The organism is Streptomyces sp., assembly GCF_031181705.1.
Taxonomy (GTDB): Bacteria; Actinomycetota; Actinomycetes; order Streptomycetales; family Streptomycetaceae; genus Streptomyces.
Map to the genome: position 1 here is coordinate 1 of NZ_JAPSKN010000071.1, position 19882 is coordinate 19882.

The 19882-nt window shown below is 72.0% G+C and carries 17 protein-coding genes; 13 read left to right on the forward strand and 4 right to left on the reverse strand.

The features are described 5' to 3' along the window. Window positions 1-177: 177 nt before the first annotated feature. The 3 genes from xseA (at window position 178) to RIN80_RS15565 (ending at window position 2379) form a co-directional block, all read left to right on the forward strand. On the forward strand, window positions 178-1386 hold the full coding sequence (gene xseA / locus RIN80_RS15555) for an exodeoxyribonuclease VII large subunit (RefSeq protein ID WP_309096189.1): 1209 nt from the start codon (window positions 178-180) through the stop codon (window positions 1384-1386). Between the two features lie 9 nt (window positions 1387-1395). Continuing rightward, window positions 1396-1641: an exodeoxyribonuclease VII small subunit gene (locus RIN80_RS15560; protein WP_309096190.1), complete on the forward strand. Its 246-nt coding sequence runs from the start codon at window positions 1396-1398 to the stop codon at window positions 1639-1641. A 147-nt stretch (window positions 1642-1788) separates the two neighbouring features. Beyond that, window positions 1789-2379: a malonic semialdehyde reductase gene (locus RIN80_RS15565; RefSeq protein ID WP_309096191.1), complete on the forward strand. Its 591-nt coding sequence runs from the start codon at window positions 1789-1791 to the stop codon at window positions 2377-2379. A gap of 58 nt (window positions 2380-2437) precedes the next feature. On the opposite strand, the gene RIN80_RS15570 is transcribed toward RIN80_RS15565, so the two are convergent. Continuing rightward, the gene (locus RIN80_RS15570) at window positions 2438-2962 is read right to left on the reverse strand and encodes a DUF4245 domain-containing protein (protein WP_309096192.1); all 525 of its coding nucleotides are present in this window, start codon (window positions 2960-2962) and stop codon (window positions 2438-2440) included. A gap of 127 nt (window positions 2963-3089) precedes the next feature. Between RIN80_RS15570 and glpX the strand changes: the two genes are divergently transcribed. Next, window positions 3090-4124: a class II fructose-bisphosphatase gene (gene glpX / locus RIN80_RS15575; protein WP_150482819.1), complete on the forward strand. Its 1035-nt coding sequence runs from the start codon at window positions 3090-3092 to the stop codon at window positions 4122-4124. Between the two features lie 174 nt (window positions 4125-4298). On the opposite strand, the gene RIN80_RS15580 is transcribed toward glpX, so the two are convergent. Together RIN80_RS15580 and RIN80_RS15585 are read right to left on the reverse strand one after the other, a co-directional pair. Next, complete coding sequence (locus tag RIN80_RS15580) at window positions 4299-4676, reverse strand: WhiB family transcriptional regulator (protein WP_309096193.1); 378 nt, start codon at window positions 4674-4676, stop codon at window positions 4299-4301. A gap of 114 nt (window positions 4677-4790) precedes the next feature. Further along, complete coding sequence (locus tag RIN80_RS15585; protein ID WP_375141708.1) at window positions 4791-5501, reverse strand: DUF1707 domain-containing protein; 711 nt, start codon at window positions 5499-5501, stop codon at window positions 4791-4793. A gap of 189 nt (window positions 5502-5690) precedes the next feature. Here RIN80_RS15585 and RIN80_RS15590 point away from each other — a divergent pair, with 189 nt between their 5' ends. From RIN80_RS15590 to RIN80_RS15605, 4 genes are all read left to right on the forward strand, one after another. Next, complete coding sequence (locus RIN80_RS15590) at window positions 5691-7361, forward strand: fumarate hydratase (protein WP_309096194.1); 1671 nt, start codon at window positions 5691-5693, stop codon at window positions 7359-7361. A gap of 77 nt (window positions 7362-7438) precedes the next feature. Continuing rightward, entirely contained in the window at window positions 7439-8842 is a 1404-nt protein-coding gene (locus RIN80_RS15595; protein WP_309096195.1) for a class II fumarate hydratase, read from the forward strand. Window positions 8843-8924: 82 nt separating this feature from the next. Further along, window positions 8925-9617: a DUF402 domain-containing protein gene (locus RIN80_RS15600; RefSeq protein WP_309096196.1), complete on the forward strand. Its 693-nt coding sequence runs from the start codon at window positions 8925-8927 to the stop codon at window positions 9615-9617. Between the two features lie 301 nt (window positions 9618-9918). Continuing rightward, complete coding sequence (locus tag RIN80_RS15605) at window positions 9919-12063, forward strand: SpoIIE family protein phosphatase (protein ID WP_309096197.1); 2145 nt, start codon at window positions 9919-9921, stop codon at window positions 12061-12063. A 63-nt stretch (window positions 12064-12126) separates the two neighbouring features. Here RIN80_RS15605 and RIN80_RS15610 read toward each other — a convergent pair whose 3' ends face one another. Then, the gene (locus tag RIN80_RS15610; RefSeq protein ID WP_309096198.1) at window positions 12127-14418 is read right to left on the reverse strand and encodes a transglycosylase domain-containing protein; all 2292 of its coding nucleotides are present in this window, start codon (window positions 14416-14418) and stop codon (window positions 12127-12129) included. 259 nt (window positions 14419-14677) lie between these two features. Here RIN80_RS15610 and RIN80_RS15615 point away from each other — a divergent pair, with 259 nt between their 5' ends. The 5 genes from RIN80_RS15615 to RIN80_RS15635 all read left to right on the forward strand — a co-directional run bounded on the left by RIN80_RS15615 (window position 14678) and on the right by RIN80_RS15635 (window position 19596). Beyond that, complete coding sequence (locus RIN80_RS15615) at window positions 14678-15613, forward strand: SPFH domain-containing protein (RefSeq protein WP_309096199.1); 936 nt, start codon at window positions 14678-14680, stop codon at window positions 15611-15613. Beyond that, entirely contained in the window at window positions 15610-15876 is a 267-nt protein-coding gene (locus RIN80_RS15620; protein WP_309096200.1) for a hypothetical protein, read from the forward strand. The genes RIN80_RS15615 and RIN80_RS15620 overlap by 4 nt, the downstream gene beginning before the upstream one ends. A 176-nt stretch (window positions 15877-16052) precedes the next feature. Then, window positions 16053-16577: a PadR family transcriptional regulator gene (locus tag RIN80_RS15625; RefSeq protein WP_309096201.1), complete on the forward strand. Its 525-nt coding sequence runs from the start codon at window positions 16053-16055 to the stop codon at window positions 16575-16577. Beyond that, complete coding sequence (locus RIN80_RS15630) at window positions 16574-17263, forward strand: ABC transporter ATP-binding protein (RefSeq protein WP_309096202.1); 690 nt, start codon at window positions 16574-16576, stop codon at window positions 17261-17263. The genes RIN80_RS15625 and RIN80_RS15630 overlap by 4 nt, the downstream gene beginning before the upstream one ends. Then, window positions 17260-19596, forward strand: a complete 2337-nt coding sequence (locus tag RIN80_RS15635; protein ID WP_309096203.1) for an FtsX-like permease family protein — start codon at window positions 17260-17262, stop codon at window positions 19594-19596. Before RIN80_RS15630 ends, RIN80_RS15635 begins: the two co-directional genes overlap by 4 nt. The last annotated feature ends 286 nt before the right edge of the window (window positions 19597-19882 follow it).

Genomic DNA, 19882 nt, shown 5'->3' on the forward strand with positions numbered 1-19882 from the left:
GCTCGGCCGGCCGACCAGGCCCGCGTGGCTGAGCGGCAGCCGCTCGGGCCCCGGGTCCTCGGTGGCCGAGGGACCGGCCCCGTGCTCCTCCCCCGGGTCGCTGCCGACCGCTGCGCCGAGCCGGTCTGCCCAGCCGGCTGATCGGGATTGTCGGCGGGGCCCACTACGCTCGCGGGCATGGCTGTGAACACGACTCCGGAATCCCCGCTGCCCGTCGGTGAGGTGTCGCGGCTGATCGGGGGGTGGATCGACCGGCTCGGGGCGGTGTGGGTCGAGGGGCAGATCACGCAGTTGTCGCGGCGGCCGGGTGCCGGTGTGGTGTTCCTGACGCTGCGGGACCCGTCGTACGACGTCTCCGTCGGCGTGACCTGCTACCGGCAGGTGTTCGACGCCGTCGCGGACGTGGTGAGCGAGGGCGCCCGGGTCGTGGTGCTGGCGAAGCCCGAGTGGTACGCCCCGCGCGGGCAGCTGTCGCTGCGGGCCGCCGAGATACGGCCCGTGGGCGTCGGGGAGCTGCTGGCCCGGCTGGAGCAGCTGAAGAAGGCCCTGGCGCGCGAGGGGCTGTTCGCGCCGGAGCGCAAGAAGCCGCTGCCCTTCCTGCCGCAGCTGGTCGGGCTGGTGTGCGGCCGGGCCTCGGCGGCGGAGCGGGATGTGCTGGAGAACGCCCGGCACCGCTGGCCCGCCGTCCGCTTCGAGGTGCGCAACGTCGCCGTGCAGGGCGTGCACGCGGTGCCTCAGGTCGTGCAGGCCGTCAAGGAGCTCGACGCGCACGACGACGTGGACGTGATCATCGTCGCCCGGGGCGGCGGCAGCGTGGAGGACCTGCTGCCGTTCTCCGACGAGCAGCTGATCCGCACGGTCGCGCAGTGCCGCACGCCCGTGGTGTCGGCCATCGGCCACGAGCCGGACAACCCGCTGCTGGACCACGTGGCGGACCTGCGGGCCTCGACCCCGACCGACGCGGCCAAGAAGGTCGTGCCGGACGTCGGCGAGGAGTACGAGCGCGTGCGGCTGCTGCGGGACCGGGCCCGGCGGTGCGTGGCGGCGCTGCTGGACCGGGAGGAGCGCGGCCTGGCGCACGCGCTGGCGCGGCCGTCGATACAGGACCCGCACCGAATGATCGACGAGCGGGCCGACCAGGTGGCGGACCTGCTCGACCGCGGCCGGCGCTGTCTGCGGCACCAGCTGGACCGCGCCGATTCCGAGCTGGCGCACACGCACGCGCGCGTGGTGGCCCTCTCCCCCGCCGCGACCCTGAAGCGCGGGTACGCCGTGCTGCAGAGGGCGGACGGGCACGCGGTCCGCGACCCGGGCGAGGTGGAGGCCGGTGAGGCCCTGCGCGCGCGGGTCTCCGAGGGTGAGTTCTCCGTACGAGTCGACACATAGGGTGGGTGGATGACCAGCGAGGTGGAGCAGGCGCCGGGTACGGCCGAGGCGCTCGGGTACGAGCAGGCGCGGGACGAGCTGATCGAGGTCGTCCGCCGTCTGGAGGCGGGCGGTACGACGCTGGAGGAGTCCCTGGCGCTCTGGGAGCGGGGCGAGGAGCTGGCCCGGGTGTGCCGGCGCTGGCTGGAAGGGGCGCGGGCGCGGCTGGACGCGGCGCTGGCTCAGGAGGCCGCGGAGGGCGAGGACGCGGAGTAGCCCTCCGGGAACCGGTTCGGGATCTCTGTGAAGTCGATCACCACGCCCCAGTTTTGGTTGAACGTTGAACTTCATTGGCGTACGGTCGCAGACGTCAGCCGGTCCGGCACCCCGGACCCGACGTACACCCCGAGAAGGTTTTCGTTCATGTCTCTCGTCCTTGACCCCGCAGCCCAGGACCTCCTGTTCCGCGAGGCCCGCACCGCCAACACCTTCACCGACGAGCCGGTGACGGACGAGCAGGTGCAGGCGATCTACGACCTGGTCAAGTACGGCCCGACCGCCTTCAACCAGACCCCGCTGCGCATCACCCTGGTCCGCTCCCCCGAGGCTCGCGAGCGCCTGGTCGCCCACATGGCCGAGGGCAACCGGGCCAAGACCGCGACCGCCCCGCTGGTCGCGATCCTCTCCGCGGACAACGAGTTCCACGAGGAGCTGCCGCACCTGTTCCCGGCCTTCCCGCAGGCCAAGGACGCCTTCTTCGCCGAGCGCCCGGTGCGCGAGGGTTCCGCCGCGATGAACGCCGCCCTCCAGGCCGCGTACTTCATCGTCGGCGTCCGGGCCGCCGGTCTGGCCGCCGGCCCGATGACCGGCTTCGACTTCGAGGGCGTGCGCAAGGAGTTCCTGGACGACGACCACACCCCGCTGATGGTCGTCAACATCGGCCGCCCGGGCCCGGACGCCTGGTACCCGCGCTCCCCGCGCCTGGCGTTCGACCAGGTCGTCACGACCGTCTGACCCCGCGAACACGACGAAGGCCCCCGGCAGCCGTGCCGGGGGCCTTCCTCGTGCGCGCTCACTTCGTCTCCAGCGCCTCCGCCATCCTCGTCAGCTGCGCGAACGAGGCGGTGCCCGTCACGACCGTCGTCGAGCCCTCGGTGCCCTCCAGCACCAGCGCGTCGTACCGGCCGCCCTCCCAGCGGGTCCATGTCCGGCCGTCGATCCGCTCGGTCCTGCCGGTCTCCCGCGCGCCCTGCGTCGCCTCGTCGAGGAAGACGGGCCGCCGCTGAGTGGACTGCTGGACCGCCACGTACTCCCCCTCGGGGTCGTGGAACCCGAGGTGCCAGGTGGCGAAGTCGTCGCCCCGGTAACGGACGGAGGTGGCCTTCCAGGCGTCGGGCAGCCCCTGGGGCGCGGCCACGGGGTACGGGGCGGCGCGGCGCGCCGTGAGGAGCTCGACCCGGTAGTCGACGCGCTTGAGGTCGGGTGCGCTGTCGTCGTGCGGGATGAAGAGGTAGATGACGCCCGCCACGAGGACGATGACCCCGAGGGAGAGGATCATGTCCCGCGCCGTCTTCTGCTTGCCGTTCGTGCCTGCCACGCCCCCTATCGTCGCAGGTCTCCGCGGCGCTCATCCGTGGGGGCCCCTGCTCATTCTGTGGGCTCGGAGATAGAGTCGGGCGACAAAGCCCTCATCCGGCCGTCGTCGTACAGAAAGGTGCGCTCCGATGACCGAGCATCATCACTTGCCGTCCGAACTCGATGTGCCCTCCGAGGCCCCCGACCGCAACCTCGCCCTGGAACTGGTCCGGGTGACCGAGGCGGCGGCGATGGCCGCGGGCCGCTGGGTCGGACGCGGTGACAAGAACGGCGCCGACGGTGCCGCGGTCCGCGCCATGCGGACCCTCGTCTCCACCGTCTCGATGAACGGTGTCGTCGTGATCGGCGAGGGCGAGAAGGACGAGGCCCCCATGCTGTTCAACGGGGAGCGCGTGGGCGACGGGACCGGGCCCGAGTGCGACATCGCCGTGGACCCGATCGACGGCACCACGCTGACCGCGAAGGGCATGACGAACGCGATCGCGGTGCTGGCGGCCGCCGAGCGCGGTTCGATGTTCGACCCGTCCGCGGTCTTCTACATGGACAAGCTCGTCACCGGCCCCGAGGCGGCGGACTTCGTCGACATCAACGCGCCCGTGTCGGTGAACATCCGCCGGGTCGCCAAGGCCAAGCGGTCCGCGCCCGAGGACGTCACGGTCGTGATCCTGGACCGGCCGCGGCACGAGGGCATCATCAAGGAGATCCGGGACACCGGGGCGCGCATCAGGCTGATCTCCGACGGTGACGTGGCCGGCTCGATCCTGGCGCTGCGGGAGGGCACCGGCGTCGATCTGCTGCTCGGCATCGGCGGCACGCCCGAGGGCATCATCTCGGCCTGCGCGGTGAAGTGCCTGGGCGGCACCATCCAGGGCAAGCTGTGGCCGAAGGACGACGAGGAGCGGCAGCGGGCGATCGACGCGGGGCACGACCTCGACCGGGTGCTGACGACGGAGGACCTGGTCACCGGGGAGAACGTGTTCTTCGTGGCGACGGGCATCACGGACGGCGAGCTGCTGCGGGGCGTCCGCTACCGGGCCGAGACGGCGACGACCGACTCGATCGTGATGCGCTCGCGGTCGGGCACGGTGCGCAGAATCGATTCGGAGCACCGGCTGTCCAAGCTCCGGGCGTACAGCGCGATCGACTTCGACAAGGGGAAGTAGCGCGCGAGGGAGTGGGGACTGCGCGGCGCCGGCGTGTGCGGGTCGGTAGGGGTTGCTCGCGCAGTTCCCCGAGCCCCTTCGGGGCGCGTCTGCGCGGGTCGGCCGCGTGGAGCCGAAAGGAACGAAAGGAGGGGCGCCCCCGGTGGGGACGCCCCTTTCTCGTGCCGCTCGCCGCTAGCCCGCCGCCGCTATCCGGTTCGCCGAGCGGGCCGCCTTCTTCAGCTCCACATCGCGGCGGCGCCGCCGGGCCAGGACCACGCGGCGCTCGGCCGCGGTGAGGCCGCCCCAGACGCCGTAGGGCTCGGGCTGGAGCAGGGCGTGCTCGCGGCATTCGACCATGACCGGACAGCGGGCGCAGACCCGCTTGGCCGCCTCCTCCCGGGAGAGCCGGGCGGCGGTGGGCTCCTTGGAGGGGGCGAAGAACAGGCCCGCCTCGTCGCGCCGGCACACCGCCTCGGTGTGCCACGGGGCGTCCTGGTCCCTGTCTCGCGCTGGCACCCGCGGGGCCGGAACGGCAGCTACCTGCAGGGACGAATGCGGCGGTTGCAGCACGGTCTACTCCTGACGACGGCTTCGCGAGCGAGAGACGATGCAGCAAGGCCTACCCGCTGTACGCGCGCCTATGCACTGAGTTCCGAACCGCCGCTTCCGGTCCGTTCGCGACCGTCAATGACCCAGGTGCTTGCGCAAACTCCGGTCGACCTTGCGCTGCACCCGGTCCAGGATGTCCGCGACGATCTTGCCGCGCCTGGCCCGCGCCTCGACGCTGCCGAGGACGGCCCAGCCGTCGACGTAGACGATGGGGGCCTGCGGGTCGCCCGAGTCGAGGGTGGCCACCTCGAAGCTGCCGAGGACGCCGCCGCCCATGCCGCGCAGCGACACGTTCTCCGGGACGCGGATGTCGACGCTGCCGAAGATCGCGAACGACTTGACGACGACCTGCTGGTGGTCGTAGAGCGCCTCGCTGAGGTCGATCTCGACACTGCCGAAGATCGCGTAGGCGTGGATCCGGCGGCCGGCGCGCCAGCGGCCCTTGCGGACGGCGCTGCTGAAGACCGCGACCACGTTGTCGTCCGGCTCGATCGGGATGGCGCCGGCCGTGGGGCGGTGCGGGGCCGGGGCGTGGGCGGGGCGCGGGGCGTGCGCGGCGGGCAGGTCCCGGATGAAGACCTCCAGTTCACCCACCGTCTTGGCGCGCAGCACCCCCTCGACGCGCTCGGCGTGCTCGTCGGCGGTGAGACGGCCCTCGGCGAGGGCGTCGTGCAGGATGTCGGCGATGCGGTCGCGCTCGGCGTCGGAGGCGCGCAGCCCGGAGGCGTCGAGCCCGGGGGCCGCGGTCCCGGTCGGCGGGTGAGGGTCCGGCTTCTGAAGGTCCACGGCAGCAGCGTACCCACACACGATAGATCGCGACACCCCCCGGGGCCGGTCCCGCTCGGTCCGGCCGCCGGCCGGGAGGTGACGAACTGAGCCTTACCTCACAAGCTCGCCGTCAGCGGCAGGTTCTACGCTGGTGGGCGCTCGCCAAAGGAGGCGGGCAGCCGTCCGTAGAGTGAGGAATGGGCTGAGATGCCTGAGTTCGCGTACACCGATCTGCTCCCCCAGGGAGAGGACACCACCCCGTACCGGCTGGTGACCTCCGAGGGTGTCTCCACGGTCGAGGGGCCGGACGGGCGGACCTTCCTCCAGGTGGAGCCGGAGGCGCTGCGCAAGCTCGCCGAGGAGGCCATCCACGACATCCAGCACTACCTGCGCCCGGCCCATCTCGCGCAGCTGCGCCGGATCATCGACGACCCCGAGGCGTCGGGCAACGACAAGTTCGTGGCGCTGGACCTGCTGAAGAACGCGAACATCGCGGCGGCCGGCGTGCTCCCCATGTGCCAGGACACGGGCACGGCCATCGTGATGGGCAAGCGCGGGCAGAACGTGCTGACGCGGGGCCGCGACGAGGAGGCCCTCAGCCGCGGCATCTACGACGCGTACCAGAACCTCAACCTGCGCTACTCGCAGATGGCCCCGCTGACCATGTGGGAGGAGAAGAACACCGGCTCCAACCTCCCCGCGCAGATCGAGCTGTACGCGACCGACGGCGGCGCCTACAAGTTCCTCTTCATGGCGAAGGGCGGCGGCTCGGCCAACAAGTCGTTCCTGTACCAGGAGACGAAGGCCGTCCTGAACGAGGCCTCCATGATGAAGTTCCTGGAGGAGAAGATCCGCTCGCTGGGCACGGCCGCCTGCCCGCCGTACCACCTGGCGATCGTGGTCGGCGGCACGTCCGCCGAGTACGCGCTGAAGACCGCGAAGTACGCCTCCGCGCACTACCTGGACGAGATCCCGGCCGAGGGCTCGGAGCTGGGGCACGGCTTCCGGGACAAGGAGCTGGAGCAGAAGGTCTTCGAGCTCACGCAGAAGATCGGCATCGGCGCGCAATTCGGCGGCAAGTACTTCTGCCACGACGTGCGCGTGGTGCGCCTGCCCCGGCACGGCGCCTCCTGCCCGGTCGCCATCGCGGTGTCCTGCTCCGCCGACCGCCAGGCCGTCGCCAAGATCACCGCCGAGGGCGTCTTCCTGGAGCAGCTGGAGACGGACCCGGCGCGGTTCCTGCCGGAGACGACGGACGAGCAGCTCGACGCCGACGGTGACGTCGTCAGGATCGACCTCAACCAGCCGATGGACGACATCCTGGCCGAGCTGACCAAGTACCCGGTGAAGACCCGGCTGTCGCTGACCGGCCCGCTGGTCGTGGCGCGTGACATCGCGCACGCCAAGATCAAGGAGCGGCTGGACGCGGGCGAGGAGATGCCGCAGTACCTGAAGGACCACCCGGTGTACTACGCCGGTCCGGCCAAGACGCCCGAGGGCTACGCGTCGGGCTCCTTCGGCCCGACCACGGCCGGCCGCATGGACTCCTACGTGGAGCAGTTCCAGGCCGCGGGCGGCTCCAAGGTGATGCTGGCCAAGGGCAACCGCAGCAAGCAGGTCACCGACGCGTGCCACGCCCACGGCGGCTTCTACCTCGGCTCCATCGGCGGCCCGGCCGCCCGCCTCGCCCAGGACTGCATCAAGAAGGTCGAGGTCGTCGAGTACGAGGAGCTCGGCATGGAGGCGGTCTGGAAGATCGAGGTCGAGGACTTCCCCGCGTTCATCGTCGTGGACGACAAGGGCAACGACTTCTTCCAGGACCCGGCGCCGCAGCCGACGTTCACCTCCATTCCGGTACGGGGTCCCGGACTCGCCTGACAAGCGCGGTGACGAATCGCCTCCACGGGGAACAGTGGTCGCGGCGCTGACGCTGTGACACGTGGAGGTGATCGTCGATGACCGACGAGCAGGACAGGACCGCATACCGCACCGAGCACGACTCCATGGGCGAGGTGCGGGTGCCCGCCCATGCCAAGTGGCGGGCCCAGACCCAGCGGGCGGTGGAGAACTTCCCCGTCTCCGGGCAGCGCATCGAGCGCGCGCACATCGAGGCCCTCGCCCGGATCAAGGGCGCCGCTGCCAAGGTCAACGCCGAGCTGGGGGTCCTGGACGAGGACGTCGCCCGGGCGATCCAGGAGGCGGCCGGGGAGGTCGCCGAGGGCCGGTGGGACGAGCACTTCCCCGTCGACGTGTTCCAGACCGGGTCCGGGACCTCGTCCAACATGAACACCAACGAGGTCATCGCCACCCTGGCCAGTGAGCGGCTCGGGCGCCCCGTGCACCCGAACGACCACGTCAACGCCTCCCAGTCGTCCAACGACGTCTTCCCGTCCTCCATCCACATCGCCGCCACCGCCGCGGTGACGCGCGACCTGATCCCCTCCCTGGAGCACCTCGCCGCCTCCCTGGAACGCAAGGCCGAGGAGTTCGCCGACGTCGTGAAGTCGGGGCGGACCCACCTGATGGACGCCACCCCCGTGACGCTGGGGCAGGAGTTCGGCGGGTACGCCGCCCAGGTGCGCTACGGGGTCGAGCGGCTGCACGCGTCCCTGCCCCGGCTCGCCGAACTGCCCCTCGGCGGCACGGCCGTCGGCACCGGCATCAACACCCCGCCCGGCTTCTCCGCCGCCGTCATCGAGGAGGTCGCCCACACCACCGGGCTGCCCCTGACCGAGGCCCGGGACCACTTCGAGGCGCAGGGCGCCCGGGACGGCATCGTCGAGACCAGCGGGCAGCTGCGGACCATCGCGGTCGGACTGACGAAGATCGCCAACGACCTGCGGTGGATGGCCTCCGGGCCGCGCACCGGCCTGGCCGAGATCGCCCTGCCCGACCTCCAGCCCGGCTCCTCGATCATGCCGGGCAAGGTGAACCCGGTCATCCCGGAGGCCGTGCTCATGGTCGCCGCCCAGGTCGTGGGCAACGACGCCACCGTGGCCACCGCCGGGGCCGCCGGGAACTTCGAGCTCAACGTGATGCTGCCGGTCATCGCGAAGAACGTGCTGGAGTCGATCCGGCTGCTCGCCAACGTGACGCGGCTGCTCGCCGACCGGACCGTCGACGGCATCACCGCGGACCGTGAGCGGGCGCGCGAGTACGCCGAGTCCTCCCCCTCGGTCGTCACGCCGCTCAACAAGTACATCGGCTACGAGGAGGCCGCGAAGGTCGCCAAGAAGGCCCTGGCCGAGCGCAGGACGATCCGTCAGGTCGTCCTGGACAGCGGGTACGTGGAGCGCGGGGACCTGACCCTGGAGCAGCTGGACGAGGCGCTGGACGTCCTGCGGATGACGCACCCGTGACGTCTTCCGGCACCGTACGCCCGGCGCGTGAACCGTGACACGCGCCGCAGCGTCGTATGCCCATGGCACCTAATATCTGTCCATGGCGGAGGGCGGAGCGGTGAGACGCGTGGCAAAGGGCGGTGCGACGGGCTTCTGGGCACCCGGGAGCCGGATCCTGTGGCGGTACCGGGAGAACGGCGGCCCGCACGTGCACATCGCGCGTCCGGTCACCGTCGTCCGGGACGACGCGGAGCTGCTCGCCGTGTGGCTGGCGCCCGGCACCGAGTGCGTCAAGCCGGTACTCGCCGACGGCACCCCGGTGCACCAGGAGCCGCTGGAGTCGCGCTACACCAAGCCGCGGACCGTCCGGCGCGGCCGGTGGCTGGGCACGGGCGTGCTCAAGCTGGCCCGGCCCGGCCAGCCCTGGTCCGTGTGGCTGTTCTGGGAGCCGGGCTGGCAGTTCAAGAACTGGTACGTGAACCTGGAGGAGCCGCTGGTCCGTTGGGAGGGCGGCGTCGACTCGGAGGACCACTTCCTCGACATCTCCGTCCACCCCGACCGCAGTTGGCACTGGCGCGACGAGGACGAGTTCGCCCAGGCGCTGCGGGACGGGCTGATGGACGACCGGCAGGCGGAAAGGGTACGGGCGGCGGGGCGGGCCGCGGTGGAGGTGATCCGCGCCTGGGGGCCGCCGTTCTCGGAAGGCTGGCAGCACTGGCGCCCGGACCCCTCCTGGGGGGTACCGTCACTGCCGGAGGACTGGGATCGTACGCCCGCGCACGTGTCCTCATGAGACCCTTGATGCGCCCCCGGGCAAGAAACGTAGGATCGTCCTCCGCAAGGGCGCGCGGCGGCAACTACCGGAGCACGCGCTGAGCTTGACCGATCGTCACCGAGGGGCGGCAGGACGTGAGCGAGGGGTACGAGGGCAACACCGGCAGGGCCTGCCTCGCGGGCCCCACGGGCCGCGGGCGGCCCGCCGGTGGCACAGGAACAACCTCTGACCACGCGGGAATTCCGTTCCTGGGGCACGTATTCCGGGTATCGGAGTTTCGGCGGGAGAAGCTGCACACCTGGCGTGCAGCCCCGGACGGATGGATTCGACACGCGTGACGGAGCAGCCGACCTCCTTCGAACGCCCCCAGCCGGGCGTCGACCCCGCGGACCCCCGCGGGGCGCTCGTGCATACCCCGGCACCGGCCCGTGCGCCCGGCGCCGGCGCCTTACCGGTCCAGGGCCGCTGCGGCGGCGACGTCACCGTTCCGGTCACGACGGCCCACACTCCGCCGGGCACGTCTCAGCCGGGCACCTCCACGCCGTTCGGCAAGGGCAAGGACACCGTGAGCGACCCCGCCTCCGAGCACTCCCAGCCGGGTGCCGAGCAGACCGCCGAGCGCGACACCCCCCGGCCGCGCCCCGCCCCCGAGGGCATTCCGCTGCAGCCGGCCGACGAACAGGACCGGCAGGGCGCGAGCGCCGGCGGGCAGGAGCGCCGCACCGGTCAGAGCCTGCCGCCCGGCCGCCCCACGCCCATGCGGCGGGACGGCGACCGGCTGCGGTTCGTCGGGGCCGCCACGCGGCGGATCGCCCGCGGCATCGACCTCGACGAGATCGTGATGGGACTGTGCCGGGCGACCGTGCCGACGTTCTCCGACGCGATCCTGGTCTATCTGCGCGACCCGCTGCCCGTCGGCGACGAGCGGCCCACCGGCCCGCTGGTGCTGCGGCTGCGCCGCACCGACCGGATACCGGTGGAGCGCGACACCGACAACGGCTTCCTGCCGGCCGCGCAGCCCGAGCCGAACGAGCTGGACTCGGTCGGCGCCGAGCTGTGCGAGGTCCGGCCCGGCAGCGCGCTCGCCGAGGTGCTGCGCGGGGTGCGCCCGGTGTTCACCGACGCCCCCGCGGCCCGCGCCGCACTGCCGGAGCTGCTCGGCGAGGGCGGCGAGTTCGCCGTGCCGGACGGGCAGCGCGCGATCCTCGCGCCGCTGCGCGGCCGGCGCCGGGTGATCGGTGCCGCCCTGTTCCTGCGCCGCCCCGAGCGCATCGCCTTCGAGCCGGACGACCTGCTGGTGGCCGCCCAGCTCGCCACGCACAGCGCCCTCGGCATCGACAAGGCCGTGCTGTACGGGCGCGAGGCCTACATCGCGGACGAGTTGCAGCGCACCATGCTGCCCGAGACGCTGCCCCGTCCGACGGGCGTGCGGCTCGCCTCGCGCTACCTGCCGGCCGCGGAGACCGCCCGGGTCGGCGGCGACTGGTACGACGCGATCCCGCTGCCGGGCAGCCGCGTCGCCCTGGTCGTCGGCGATGTCATGGGCCACTCCATGACGTCGGCCGCCATCATGGGCCAGCTGCGCACGACGGCCCAGACGCTCGCCGGCCTCGACCTGCCGCCGCAGGAGGTCCTGCACCACCTCGACGAACAGGCCCAGCGCCTCGGCGTGGACCGCATGGCGACCTGCCTGTACGCGGTCTACGACCCGGTGGCGCACCGCATCACCATCGCCAACGCCGGTCACCCGCCGCCCGTCCTGCTCCACCTGGGCGGCCGTGCCGAGGTGCTGCGGGTGCCGGCCGGCGCCCCCATCGGGGTCGGCGGTGTCGACTTCGAGGCGGTGGAGCTGGACGCACCCGCCGGGGCGACACTGCTGCTGTACACCGACGGCCTGGTCGAGTCGCGCCTGCGGGACGTGTGGACCGGCATCGAGCAGCTGCGGGAGAAGCTCGCCGCGACCGCGCAGCTCACCGGTCCCGACCATCCGCCGCCCCTGGAAGCGCTGTGCGACGAGGTGCTCGACATGCTCGGCCCGGGCGACCGGGACGACGACATCGCGCTGCTCGCCGCCCGCTTCGACGGGATCGCGCCCAGCGACGTGGCGTACTGGTTCCTGGAGCCGGAGGACGCCGCTCCCGGCCGGGCCCGCCGGCTGGCCCGGCGCGCGCTGCAGCGCTGGGGCCTGGAGGAGCTCAGCGACTCCGTGGAGCTGCTGGTCAGCGAGGTCGTCACCAACGCCGTGCGGTACGCGTCCCGGCCGGTGACCCTGCGGCTGCTGCGCACGGACGTGCTGCGCTGTGAAGTGGGGGACGACGTCCCGCAGTTGCCGCGGCTGCGGCAGGCCCGGGCCACCGACGAGGGCGGGCGGGGCCTGTACCTGGTGAACCGGCTGGCCCGGCGCTGGGGTGCGACCCGGCTCAGCACGGGCAAGGTGGTGTGGTTCGAGCTCAACCGCGGCTGAGCCGCCGCGGGAACGCGCGAAGGGCGCCCGGTGCACACCGGGCGCCCTTCGCGCGTGCCGTCCCTACTCGTCCTCGTCCGGCTTGACCGGCTCGAACGGGCCGCCGCCGTCGTCCGGCGGTGTCGTCGACGGCTTCGCCGGCGGGGAGGAGGTGGGCGGGGTCGTCGACGGCTTCGTCGGCGGGGTGGTGGTCGGCTCCTCGCTGGTCGGCGGCGGGGACGACGACGGCGCCTCGGTGGTCGGCTCCCGCGTCGGCTCCTGGGTGGGCGACTGGGACGGTGTCGGCGTCCACGTCGGCTCGACGGCCGCGCCCTGTTGCGTCTCCAGGTCGAACTTCTCGACGTCACCCATCACACCGAAGGTGTACGCCGCCCAGATCTGCGCCGGGAAGCCACCGCCGTTGACCCGGGGCTGGCCGCCGGCCTTGTACATGGGAACCTGCCGGTACGGCGGTTTGTTGTCCTCTCCGAACAGACCCACCGAGGTGACCAGGCCCGGCGTGTAGCCGGTGAACCAGGCCGACTTGTTGTTGTCGGACGTGCCGGTCTTGCCGGCGACCTGCTGGCCGTCGCGCAGGGGGTTGTCGCGCACGGACGCCCGGGCGGTGCCGTCGTCGACCACGCCGGTCAGCACCGAGGTCACCGTGTCGGCGGCTTCGCGGCTGATGACCTGCTCGCCGACGGGGTCGGGCATGGTCACTGTCTTGTTCAGGTGCTCGGCCGACTTCACGAGGGCCGGGGTGACCTTCTTGCCGTGGTTGTCGAGGGTGGCGTAGACCCCGGCCATCTCCAGCGGGCTCGCGCCCATGCTGCCGAGGGTCTGGGCGGGCACGGCCTCCATGTTCTCGGTGTCCATGCCGAGCTTGCCGGCGACCTCGACGACCTTCTCCATGCCGACGTCGACGCCCATCTGCGCGAAGACGGAGTTGACGGACTTGTTCATGGCCGTCTGGACGGAGATCGGGCCGTAGTCCGCGTCGTCCTCGTTCTCCGGCGCGAAGCCGACCTTGCTGCCGTTGTCGACGACCGGGCGCTTGCTGGTGCCGTCGTAGACCGTGCTCGCGGTGATCGGCTTGCCGTCCTGCGTCTTCGCCTGCTCCTCCAGGGCCGCGGCCAGGATGACCGGCTTGAAGGTGGAGGCCGGCTGGTAGTCGGAGCGGGTGGCGTTGTTCACGTAGTGCTTGAAGTAGTCCGCGCCCCCGTACATCGCGACGACGGCGCCCGTCTTCGGGTTCACGGACACGGCACCGGCCTGGACGTCCGCGTCGACCGCCCGCTTGCCCGGGTCGAGCTTGCTGGTCAGCTGCTGCCTGACCGACTTCTCCAGGGCCGCCTGCTTCTTCCGGTCGACGTTCAGCGTGACGGTCCAGCCGCCGGCGTTGACCATCGCCTCGGCCTCCTTGGCGCTGCCGGCGGTGCCGTCGGCGACGAGCTGCCGCTCCAGCGCCGCGTTGGCCGCGTTGACCAGGTAGCCCTTCTGGCCCTCCATCCCCGGGGCGGGCTTGGGCTCCTTCGGCACCGGGAACTTCGTTCCGGCCCGCTCCGACTCGCTGAGCCAGCCCTCGTCGACCATGTTGTCCAGGACGTAGTTCCATCGGGCCTTCACCAGCTTCCTGCCGGTCTCCGAGGCGACGGCCCAGTCGTACTGGCTGGGGGCCTGGAGCAGCGCGGCCAGGTAAGCGCCCTGCGCGACGGTGAGCTTCTCGGCGTCGGTCCGGTAGTAGGCCTGGGCGGCGGCCTGGATGCCGTAGGCGCCACGGCCGTAGTAACTGGTGTTGATGTAGCCGGCGAGGATGTAGTCCTTGGACTTCTCCCGGTCCAGCTTCAGCGAGATGACCAGTTCCTTCAGCTTGCGCGAGACGGTCTGTTCCTGCGTCAGGTAGTAGTTCTTGACGTACTGCTGGGTGATCGTCGAACCGCCCTGCGCGCCCTTGCCGGCGAGGGTGTTGAGCAGACCGCGGGCCGTGCCCTTGAGGTCCACGCCGGCGTCCTTGTAGAAGGTCTTGTTCTCGGCGGCGACGAAGGTGAGGCGCACTTCCTTGGGGACCCGGGCCAGGTCGACGACCTCGCGGTTGACCTCGCCGTCGCGGGCCATGATCGAGCCGTCGCTGTACTTGTAGATGTTGCTCTGCCGTTTGGCGTCGGCGTTCCCCTCCGGGATGTCGATCACCATGTACAGCACGATGAAGGCGCCCATCCCGAGCAGGCACAGGCCGAGGAAGGTGCCGAGGATCTTCTTCCAGGTGAAGAGCGCGCGTATGCCGCTCTTCCCGGCCGCGCCCGACGAACGGCGGCGCCTGGGCGCCGCCCGGCGCCCACCGCGCTGTCGGGCGCGTCTCTCTTCCGCTCGTCCCATCGGTCCGATCCGCTCCGCTTCGTTCATGTGTGCTCACATGTCACACAGGTTCGCCGCTCAGGTCAGCTCAGAAAGCTAACACCGGGAGATAAGAGAAAGGGCTGTCGATCCGGGTCTTTGCGGACGTGACAATCAGCACCCATCCCAACGGAACCGACGTACGAGACACGTGTCAGGTTGCCAGTGCGGGGTAAAGTGATATCACTTAGCTAGACAGAAGCTTGCAGGAGTGGCTTCTCAGAGGAACCGGGGGACACCCATGACCACACACGACGCGCAGCTCACCGCCGATGTGCCCGAGATGCCGGCGCCCCGCGTACGGGAGTTCGCAGCGCACAGCATCGGCGGCGGGCTCGCCCTGCTGCTCGGGCTGCTCGGGCTGCTGGCCGGCGCCGGGCTGATCGCGGCGGCCACGACGGTCTCGGCGACCGGCGCCAAGGCCGCCCTGATCATCGCCGGCATCCTGATCGCGCTCGCGGCCTTCCTCGCCATGTGCGGGCTGAACATGGTGGCGCCGGGCGAGGCCCGCGTCGTCCAGCTTTTCGGCCGGTACCGCGGCACGATCCGGCAGGACGGCCTGCGCTGGGTGAACCCCTTCACGTCGCGCACGAAGATCTCCACCCGCGTGCGCAACCACGAGACGGCCGTCCTGAAGGTCAACGACGCCTACGGCAACCCGATCGAGCTGGCCGCGGTCGTGGTGTGGCGCGTCGAGGACACCGCCCAGGCGACGTTCGAGGTGGACGACTACATCGAGTTCGTCTCCACGCAGACCGAGGCGGCCGTGCGGCACATCGCCATCGAGTACCCCTACGACGCGCACGAGGAGGACGGCCTCTCGCTGCGCGGCAACGCCGAGGAGATCACCGAGAAGCTGGCGGTCGAACTGCACGCTCGCGTGGAGGCGGCCGGCGTGCAGATCATCGAGTCGCGCTTCACGCACCTCGCCTACGCCCCCGAGATCGCCTCGGCGATGCTCCAGCGGCAGCAGGCCGGAGCGGTGGTCGCGGCCCGGCGGCAGATCGTGGAGGGCGCCGTCGGCATGGTCGAGTCGGCGCTCGCCCGGATCACCGAGCGGGACCTCGTCACGCTCGACGAGGAGCGCAAGGCCGCGATGGTCTCCAACCTGCTGGTGGTGCTGTGCGGCGACCGGGCCCCGCAGCCCGTCCTCAACGCCGGGACGCTCTACCAGTGACGGCTCCTTCCGAGGGTTCCCCCTCCCAGCGGCGGCCGCAGCAGCGCAAGCAGGTGCTGCTGCGGCTCGACCCGGCGGTGTACGAGGCGCTGGCCCGGTGGGCCGGGGACGAGTTGCGGTCGGCGAACGCGCAGATCGAGTTCCTGCTGCGCAGGGCCCTGGCCGAGGCGGGGCGGCTGCCGCGGGACACCGGCCCGCTGCCCCGGCGGGGCCGCCCGCCCGGCCCGCAGGGCGGTCCCACCTCCGGTCCGCCGTCGACCTGAACGGCCTCCGGGGCTGTACGCCCCCGGGGGGCCGTTCGGCTCCCGGGGGCTGTTCGGCCGGGGGGCTGTTGCGGAACCGTGACAACGCCCCCCGACCTGGGTGGTCGCACGCCCCGCCATGATCTACACACTCGGCGTATACATCCGGCGTATACACCCCGTGTACAGTCCTGGTCATGTCCATCGGTCACACTCTTCTGGGGCTCCTGGAGTCCGGTCCGCGGCACGGTTACGACCTGAAGCGGGCCTTCGACGAGAAGTTCGGTCACGACCGGCCGCTCCACTACGGCCAGGTCTACTCGACGATGTCCCGGCTGCTGAAGCACGGGCTCGTCGAGGTCGACGGCATCGAGGCGGGCGGCGGTCCCGAGCGCAAGCGGTACGCCATCACCGAGGCCGGCATCACCGACGTCGAGCGCTGGCTCGCGACGCCGGAGAAGCCGGAGCCGTACCTGCAGTCGACCCTCTACACCAAGGTCGTCCTCGCGCTGCTCACCCACCGCGACGCCTCCGACATCCTCGACACCCAGCGCTCGGAGCACCTGCGCAGCATGCGCATCCTCACCGACCGCAAGCGCAAGGGCGACCTCGCCGACCAGCTCATCTGCGACCACGCGCTGTTCCACCTGGAGGCGGACCTGCGCTGGCTGGAGCTGACCGCGGCCCGGCTGGACAAGCTCCGCGAGGCGGTGACCCGGTGACGATTCCCGCTGGTTCACTGCTCACCGCCCAGGACCTGCGCAAGGCGTACGGGCCGACCACCGCGCTCGACGGGGCCGAGTTCTCCATCCACCCGGGCGAGGTCGTCGCCGTGATGGGCCCGTCCGGGTCGGGCAAGTCGACGCTGCTGCACTGCCTCGCCGGGATCGTCACGCCCGACTCGGGCTCGATCACGTACAACGGGCGCGAGGTCACCGCGATGAGCGATGCCGAGCGCAGCGCGCTGCGGCGCTCGGAGTTCGGGTTCGTGTTCCAGTTCGGGCAGCTCGTGCCCGAACTGACCTGTGTGGAGAACGTGGCCCTGCCGCTGCGGCTGAACGGCTCGTCCCGCAAGGAGGCCGAGCGGGCCGCCCTCGCGTGGATGGAGCGGCTGGAGGTGGACGACCTGCGCGGCAAGCGGCCGGGCGAGGTCTCCGGCGGTCAGGGGCAGCGGGTCGCCGTCGCCCGGGCGCTGGTGACCGACCCCCGGGTCGTCTTCGCCGACGAGCCGACCGGCGCGCTGGACTCCTTCAACGGCGAGCGCGTGATGGAACTGCTCACGGATGCCGCCCGGTCGGCCAGCACGGCCGTGGTGCTCGTCACGCACGAGGCCCGCGTGGCCGCGTACTCCGACCGCGAGATCGTCGTACGGGACGGCAGGTCGCGGGACATGGAGCGGGTCGTATGAGCCTGAGGCAGTGGGTGCGGGACCTGGGCATGGGGGTGCGCTTCGCCTTCGCGGGCGGGCGTGAGGGGTGGACCCGGGCGCTGCTGACGGCCGTCGGCGTCGGGCTCGGTGTGGCGCTGCTGCTGCTCACCACCGCCCTGCCGGGCGCGCTGGCCGAACGGGACCGGCGCGAGGAGGCCCGCAGCGACCACACGCTGAGCCAGCAGAAGATCCCGAAGGCCGACGACACCCTGGTCGTGCTCGACGCGGACACCATGTTCCACGACCGGGACGTGCGGGGCCGCCTGCTGGAGCCGGAGGGCCCGAAGGCCCCGCTGCCGCCGGGCCTGGCCGGATTCCCGGCCGAAGGCGACATGATCGTCTCGCCCGCGCTGAAGGAACTGCTGGCGTCCGACGGCGGGAAGCTGCTGCGGGAGCGGCTGCCCTACCGGATCACCGGCACCATCGGCGAGCAGGGGCTCATCGGCTCCCGGGAACTCGCCTACTACGCCGGCGGCAAGGGGCTGGCCGACCGGCTCGACTCCTCCGCCGCGGGCGCGCGGATCGACAGCTTCGGCAACCCGGGCCTGGGGTCGTCCGAGCCCTGGGACCCGGTGCTGCTCCTGCTGGTCCTGGTCGTCTTCGTGGTGCTGCTGATGCCGGTCGCCGTGTTCATCGCGGCGGCCGTGCGGTTCGGCGGCGAGCGGCGCGACCGCCGGCTCGCGGCGCTGCGGCTGGTCGGCTCCGACAGCCGGATGACCCGGCGGATCGCCGCCGGCGAGGCGCTCGCCGGCTCCGTGCTCGGACTCGTCCTCGGCACCGGGTTCTTCCTGCTCGGACGCGAACTGGCGGCCACGGTCGAGGTGTTCCACGTCAGTGTCTTCCCGAGCTATCTGAACCCCTCTCCCCTGCTGGCCGCGCTGGTCGCGCTGGCGGTGCCGACGGCCGCCGTGCTGGTGACCCTGTTCGCGCTGCGCGGGGTGGTCATCGAGCCGCTCGGGGTGGTGCGCACCGCCAGGCCCGCGCGGCGCCGGCTGTGGTGGCGGCTGCTGCTGCCGCTCGGCGGGCTCGCGATGCTCGCCCCGATGATCGGGCAGGGCGACGACGAGGGGACCTTCAACCAGTACCTCGTGGTCGGCGGTGTGATGCTGCTGCTCGTCGGCGTCACGGCCCTGCTGCCCTGGGTCGTCGAGACGGTCGTGGCCCGGCTCGGCCCGGGCGGCGTCGCCTGGCAACTGGCGGTGCGCAGGCTCCAGTTGAGCAGCGGTGCGGCGGCCCGCATGGTCAACGGCATCGCGGTGGCGGTGGCCGGGGCGATCGCGCTGCAGATGATGTTCGCCGGGGTGGAGGGCAACTACACGGCCGCGTCGCAGTACGACGTGGCGCGTGCCCAGATGCAGGTGCGCGTGCCCGACCGCATCGACGCCGTCTCCACCGCCGGGAAGTTCCGCGACACCGAGGGCGTCCGCAAGGTCATCGCACTGTCGGAGACGTACCTCCACGGCCGGGGCGCCGACGCGGAGTCCGTCGTCCAGGTCACCCTCGGGGACTGCGCCTCGCTGCGCGAGGTGGCCGCGCTGCCCTCCTGCCGCGACGGTGACGTCTTCGCCGTCCACGGCGCCGAGTACGACACCTACACGAACAAGCTGGGCAAGCCGGGCAAGACGCTGTGGCTGGACGGCGAGAGCGTGGACCAGCCCGGCAGGCAGTTCTCCTGGACCGTGCCGAAGGGCATCCGGAAGGCCGAGTCCCGCGAGGACCCGACCGGCACCGAGCGCGGCGGCATCCTGATCACGCCGGGCGCGGACTCCGCCGAGCTGGCCTCGCTCGCGCAGAAGGAGCTCTACCTGAGCCTCTCCCCCGGTGAGCCGAACGCGTACGAGCACGTGCGCAACACGGCGGCCCGGATCGACCCCACGGTCGACCCCATCGTCTGGCACGCCGTCGAGCGCAACGAGCGCTACGCGACCATCCGCACCGGCCTGTTCGTCGGCGCCGCGGCCGTGCTGGCGCTGATCGGGGCGAGCCTGCTGGTCTCGCAGCTGGAGCAGTTGCGCGAACGCCGCAAGCTGCTGTCCGCGCTGGTGGCCTTCGGCACCCGGCGCCGCACCCTCGGGCTGTCGGTGCTGTGGCAGACGGCGATCCCGATCGGGCTGGGCCTGCTGCTGGCCACGGCGGTGGGGATGGCCCTGGGCGCGGTCCTGCTGCGGATGGTGAACCTGTCCGTCCGGGTGGACTGGCCGAGTGTGCTGTCGATGGCCGGGATCGGCGCGGGCGTCGTCCTGGTGGTGACCCTGCTGAGCCTGCCACCCCTGCTGAAACTGATGCGCCCGGACGGCCTGCGCACCGAGTAGTCCCCGTGAACGGGGCCTGGCACCTTCAGGCGGGTGGGCCAGACGGCGTCCCGGGCCGGGGTGGTGTGCCATACGGTCGTCCCGGCTCGGGGCCGGTGCCAGACGGTGTCCCGGCCCGGGGTGTCCCGGGCCGGACGGCCGGTCACCGAACCGGGGCCGGACGGCATCACACGTCCCGGACCGGGTCCAAGACCAGGACGGGCCGGCGGCCCGGGACCCGGTCGCGACTCCCGGGGCCAGGGGGGCCGCGCCCGGCGCAGGACCCGGACCAGGGCGGCGTCAGGCG

Excerpts from the sequence above, each read along its gene's own strand:
- xseA (WP_309096189.1), top strand. The coding sequence starts at position 178 with ATGGCTGTGAACACGACTCCGGAATCCCCGCTGCCCGTCGGTGAGGTG.
- RIN80_RS15560 (WP_309096190.1), top strand. The coding sequence starts at position 1,396 with ATGACCAGCGAGGTGGAGCAGGCGCCGGGTACGGCCGAGGCGCTCGGG.
- RIN80_RS15565 (WP_309096191.1), top strand. The coding sequence starts at position 1,789 with ATGTCTCTCGTCCTTGACCCCGCAGCCCAGGACCTCCTGTTCCGCGAG.
- glpX (WP_150482819.1), top strand. The coding sequence starts at position 3,090 with ATGACCGAGCATCATCACTTGCCGTCCGAACTCGATGTGCCCTCCGAG.
- RIN80_RS15590 (WP_309096194.1), top strand. The coding sequence starts at position 5,691 with ATGCCTGAGTTCGCGTACACCGATCTGCTCCCCCAGGGAGAGGACACC.
- RIN80_RS15595 (WP_309096195.1), top strand. The coding sequence starts at position 7,439 with ATGACCGACGAGCAGGACAGGACCGCATACCGCACCGAGCACGACTCC.
- RIN80_RS15600 (WP_309096196.1), top strand. The coding sequence starts at position 8,925 with ATGGCGGAGGGCGGAGCGGTGAGACGCGTGGCAAAGGGCGGTGCGACG.
- RIN80_RS15605 (WP_309096197.1), top strand. The coding sequence starts at position 9,919 with ATGGATTCGACACGCGTGACGGAGCAGCCGACCTCCTTCGAACGCCCC.
- RIN80_RS15610 (WP_309096198.1), bottom strand. The coding sequence starts at position 14,418 with ATGGGACGAGCGGAAGAGAGACGCGCCCGACAGCGCGGTGGGCGCCGG.
- RIN80_RS15615 (WP_309096199.1), top strand. The coding sequence starts at position 14,678 with ATGACCACACACGACGCGCAGCTCACCGCCGATGTGCCCGAGATGCCG.
- RIN80_RS15625 (WP_309096201.1), top strand. The coding sequence starts at position 16,053 with ATGTCCATCGGTCACACTCTTCTGGGGCTCCTGGAGTCCGGTCCGCGG.
- RIN80_RS15635 (WP_309096203.1), top strand. The coding sequence starts at position 17,260 with ATGAGCCTGAGGCAGTGGGTGCGGGACCTGGGCATGGGGGTGCGCTTC.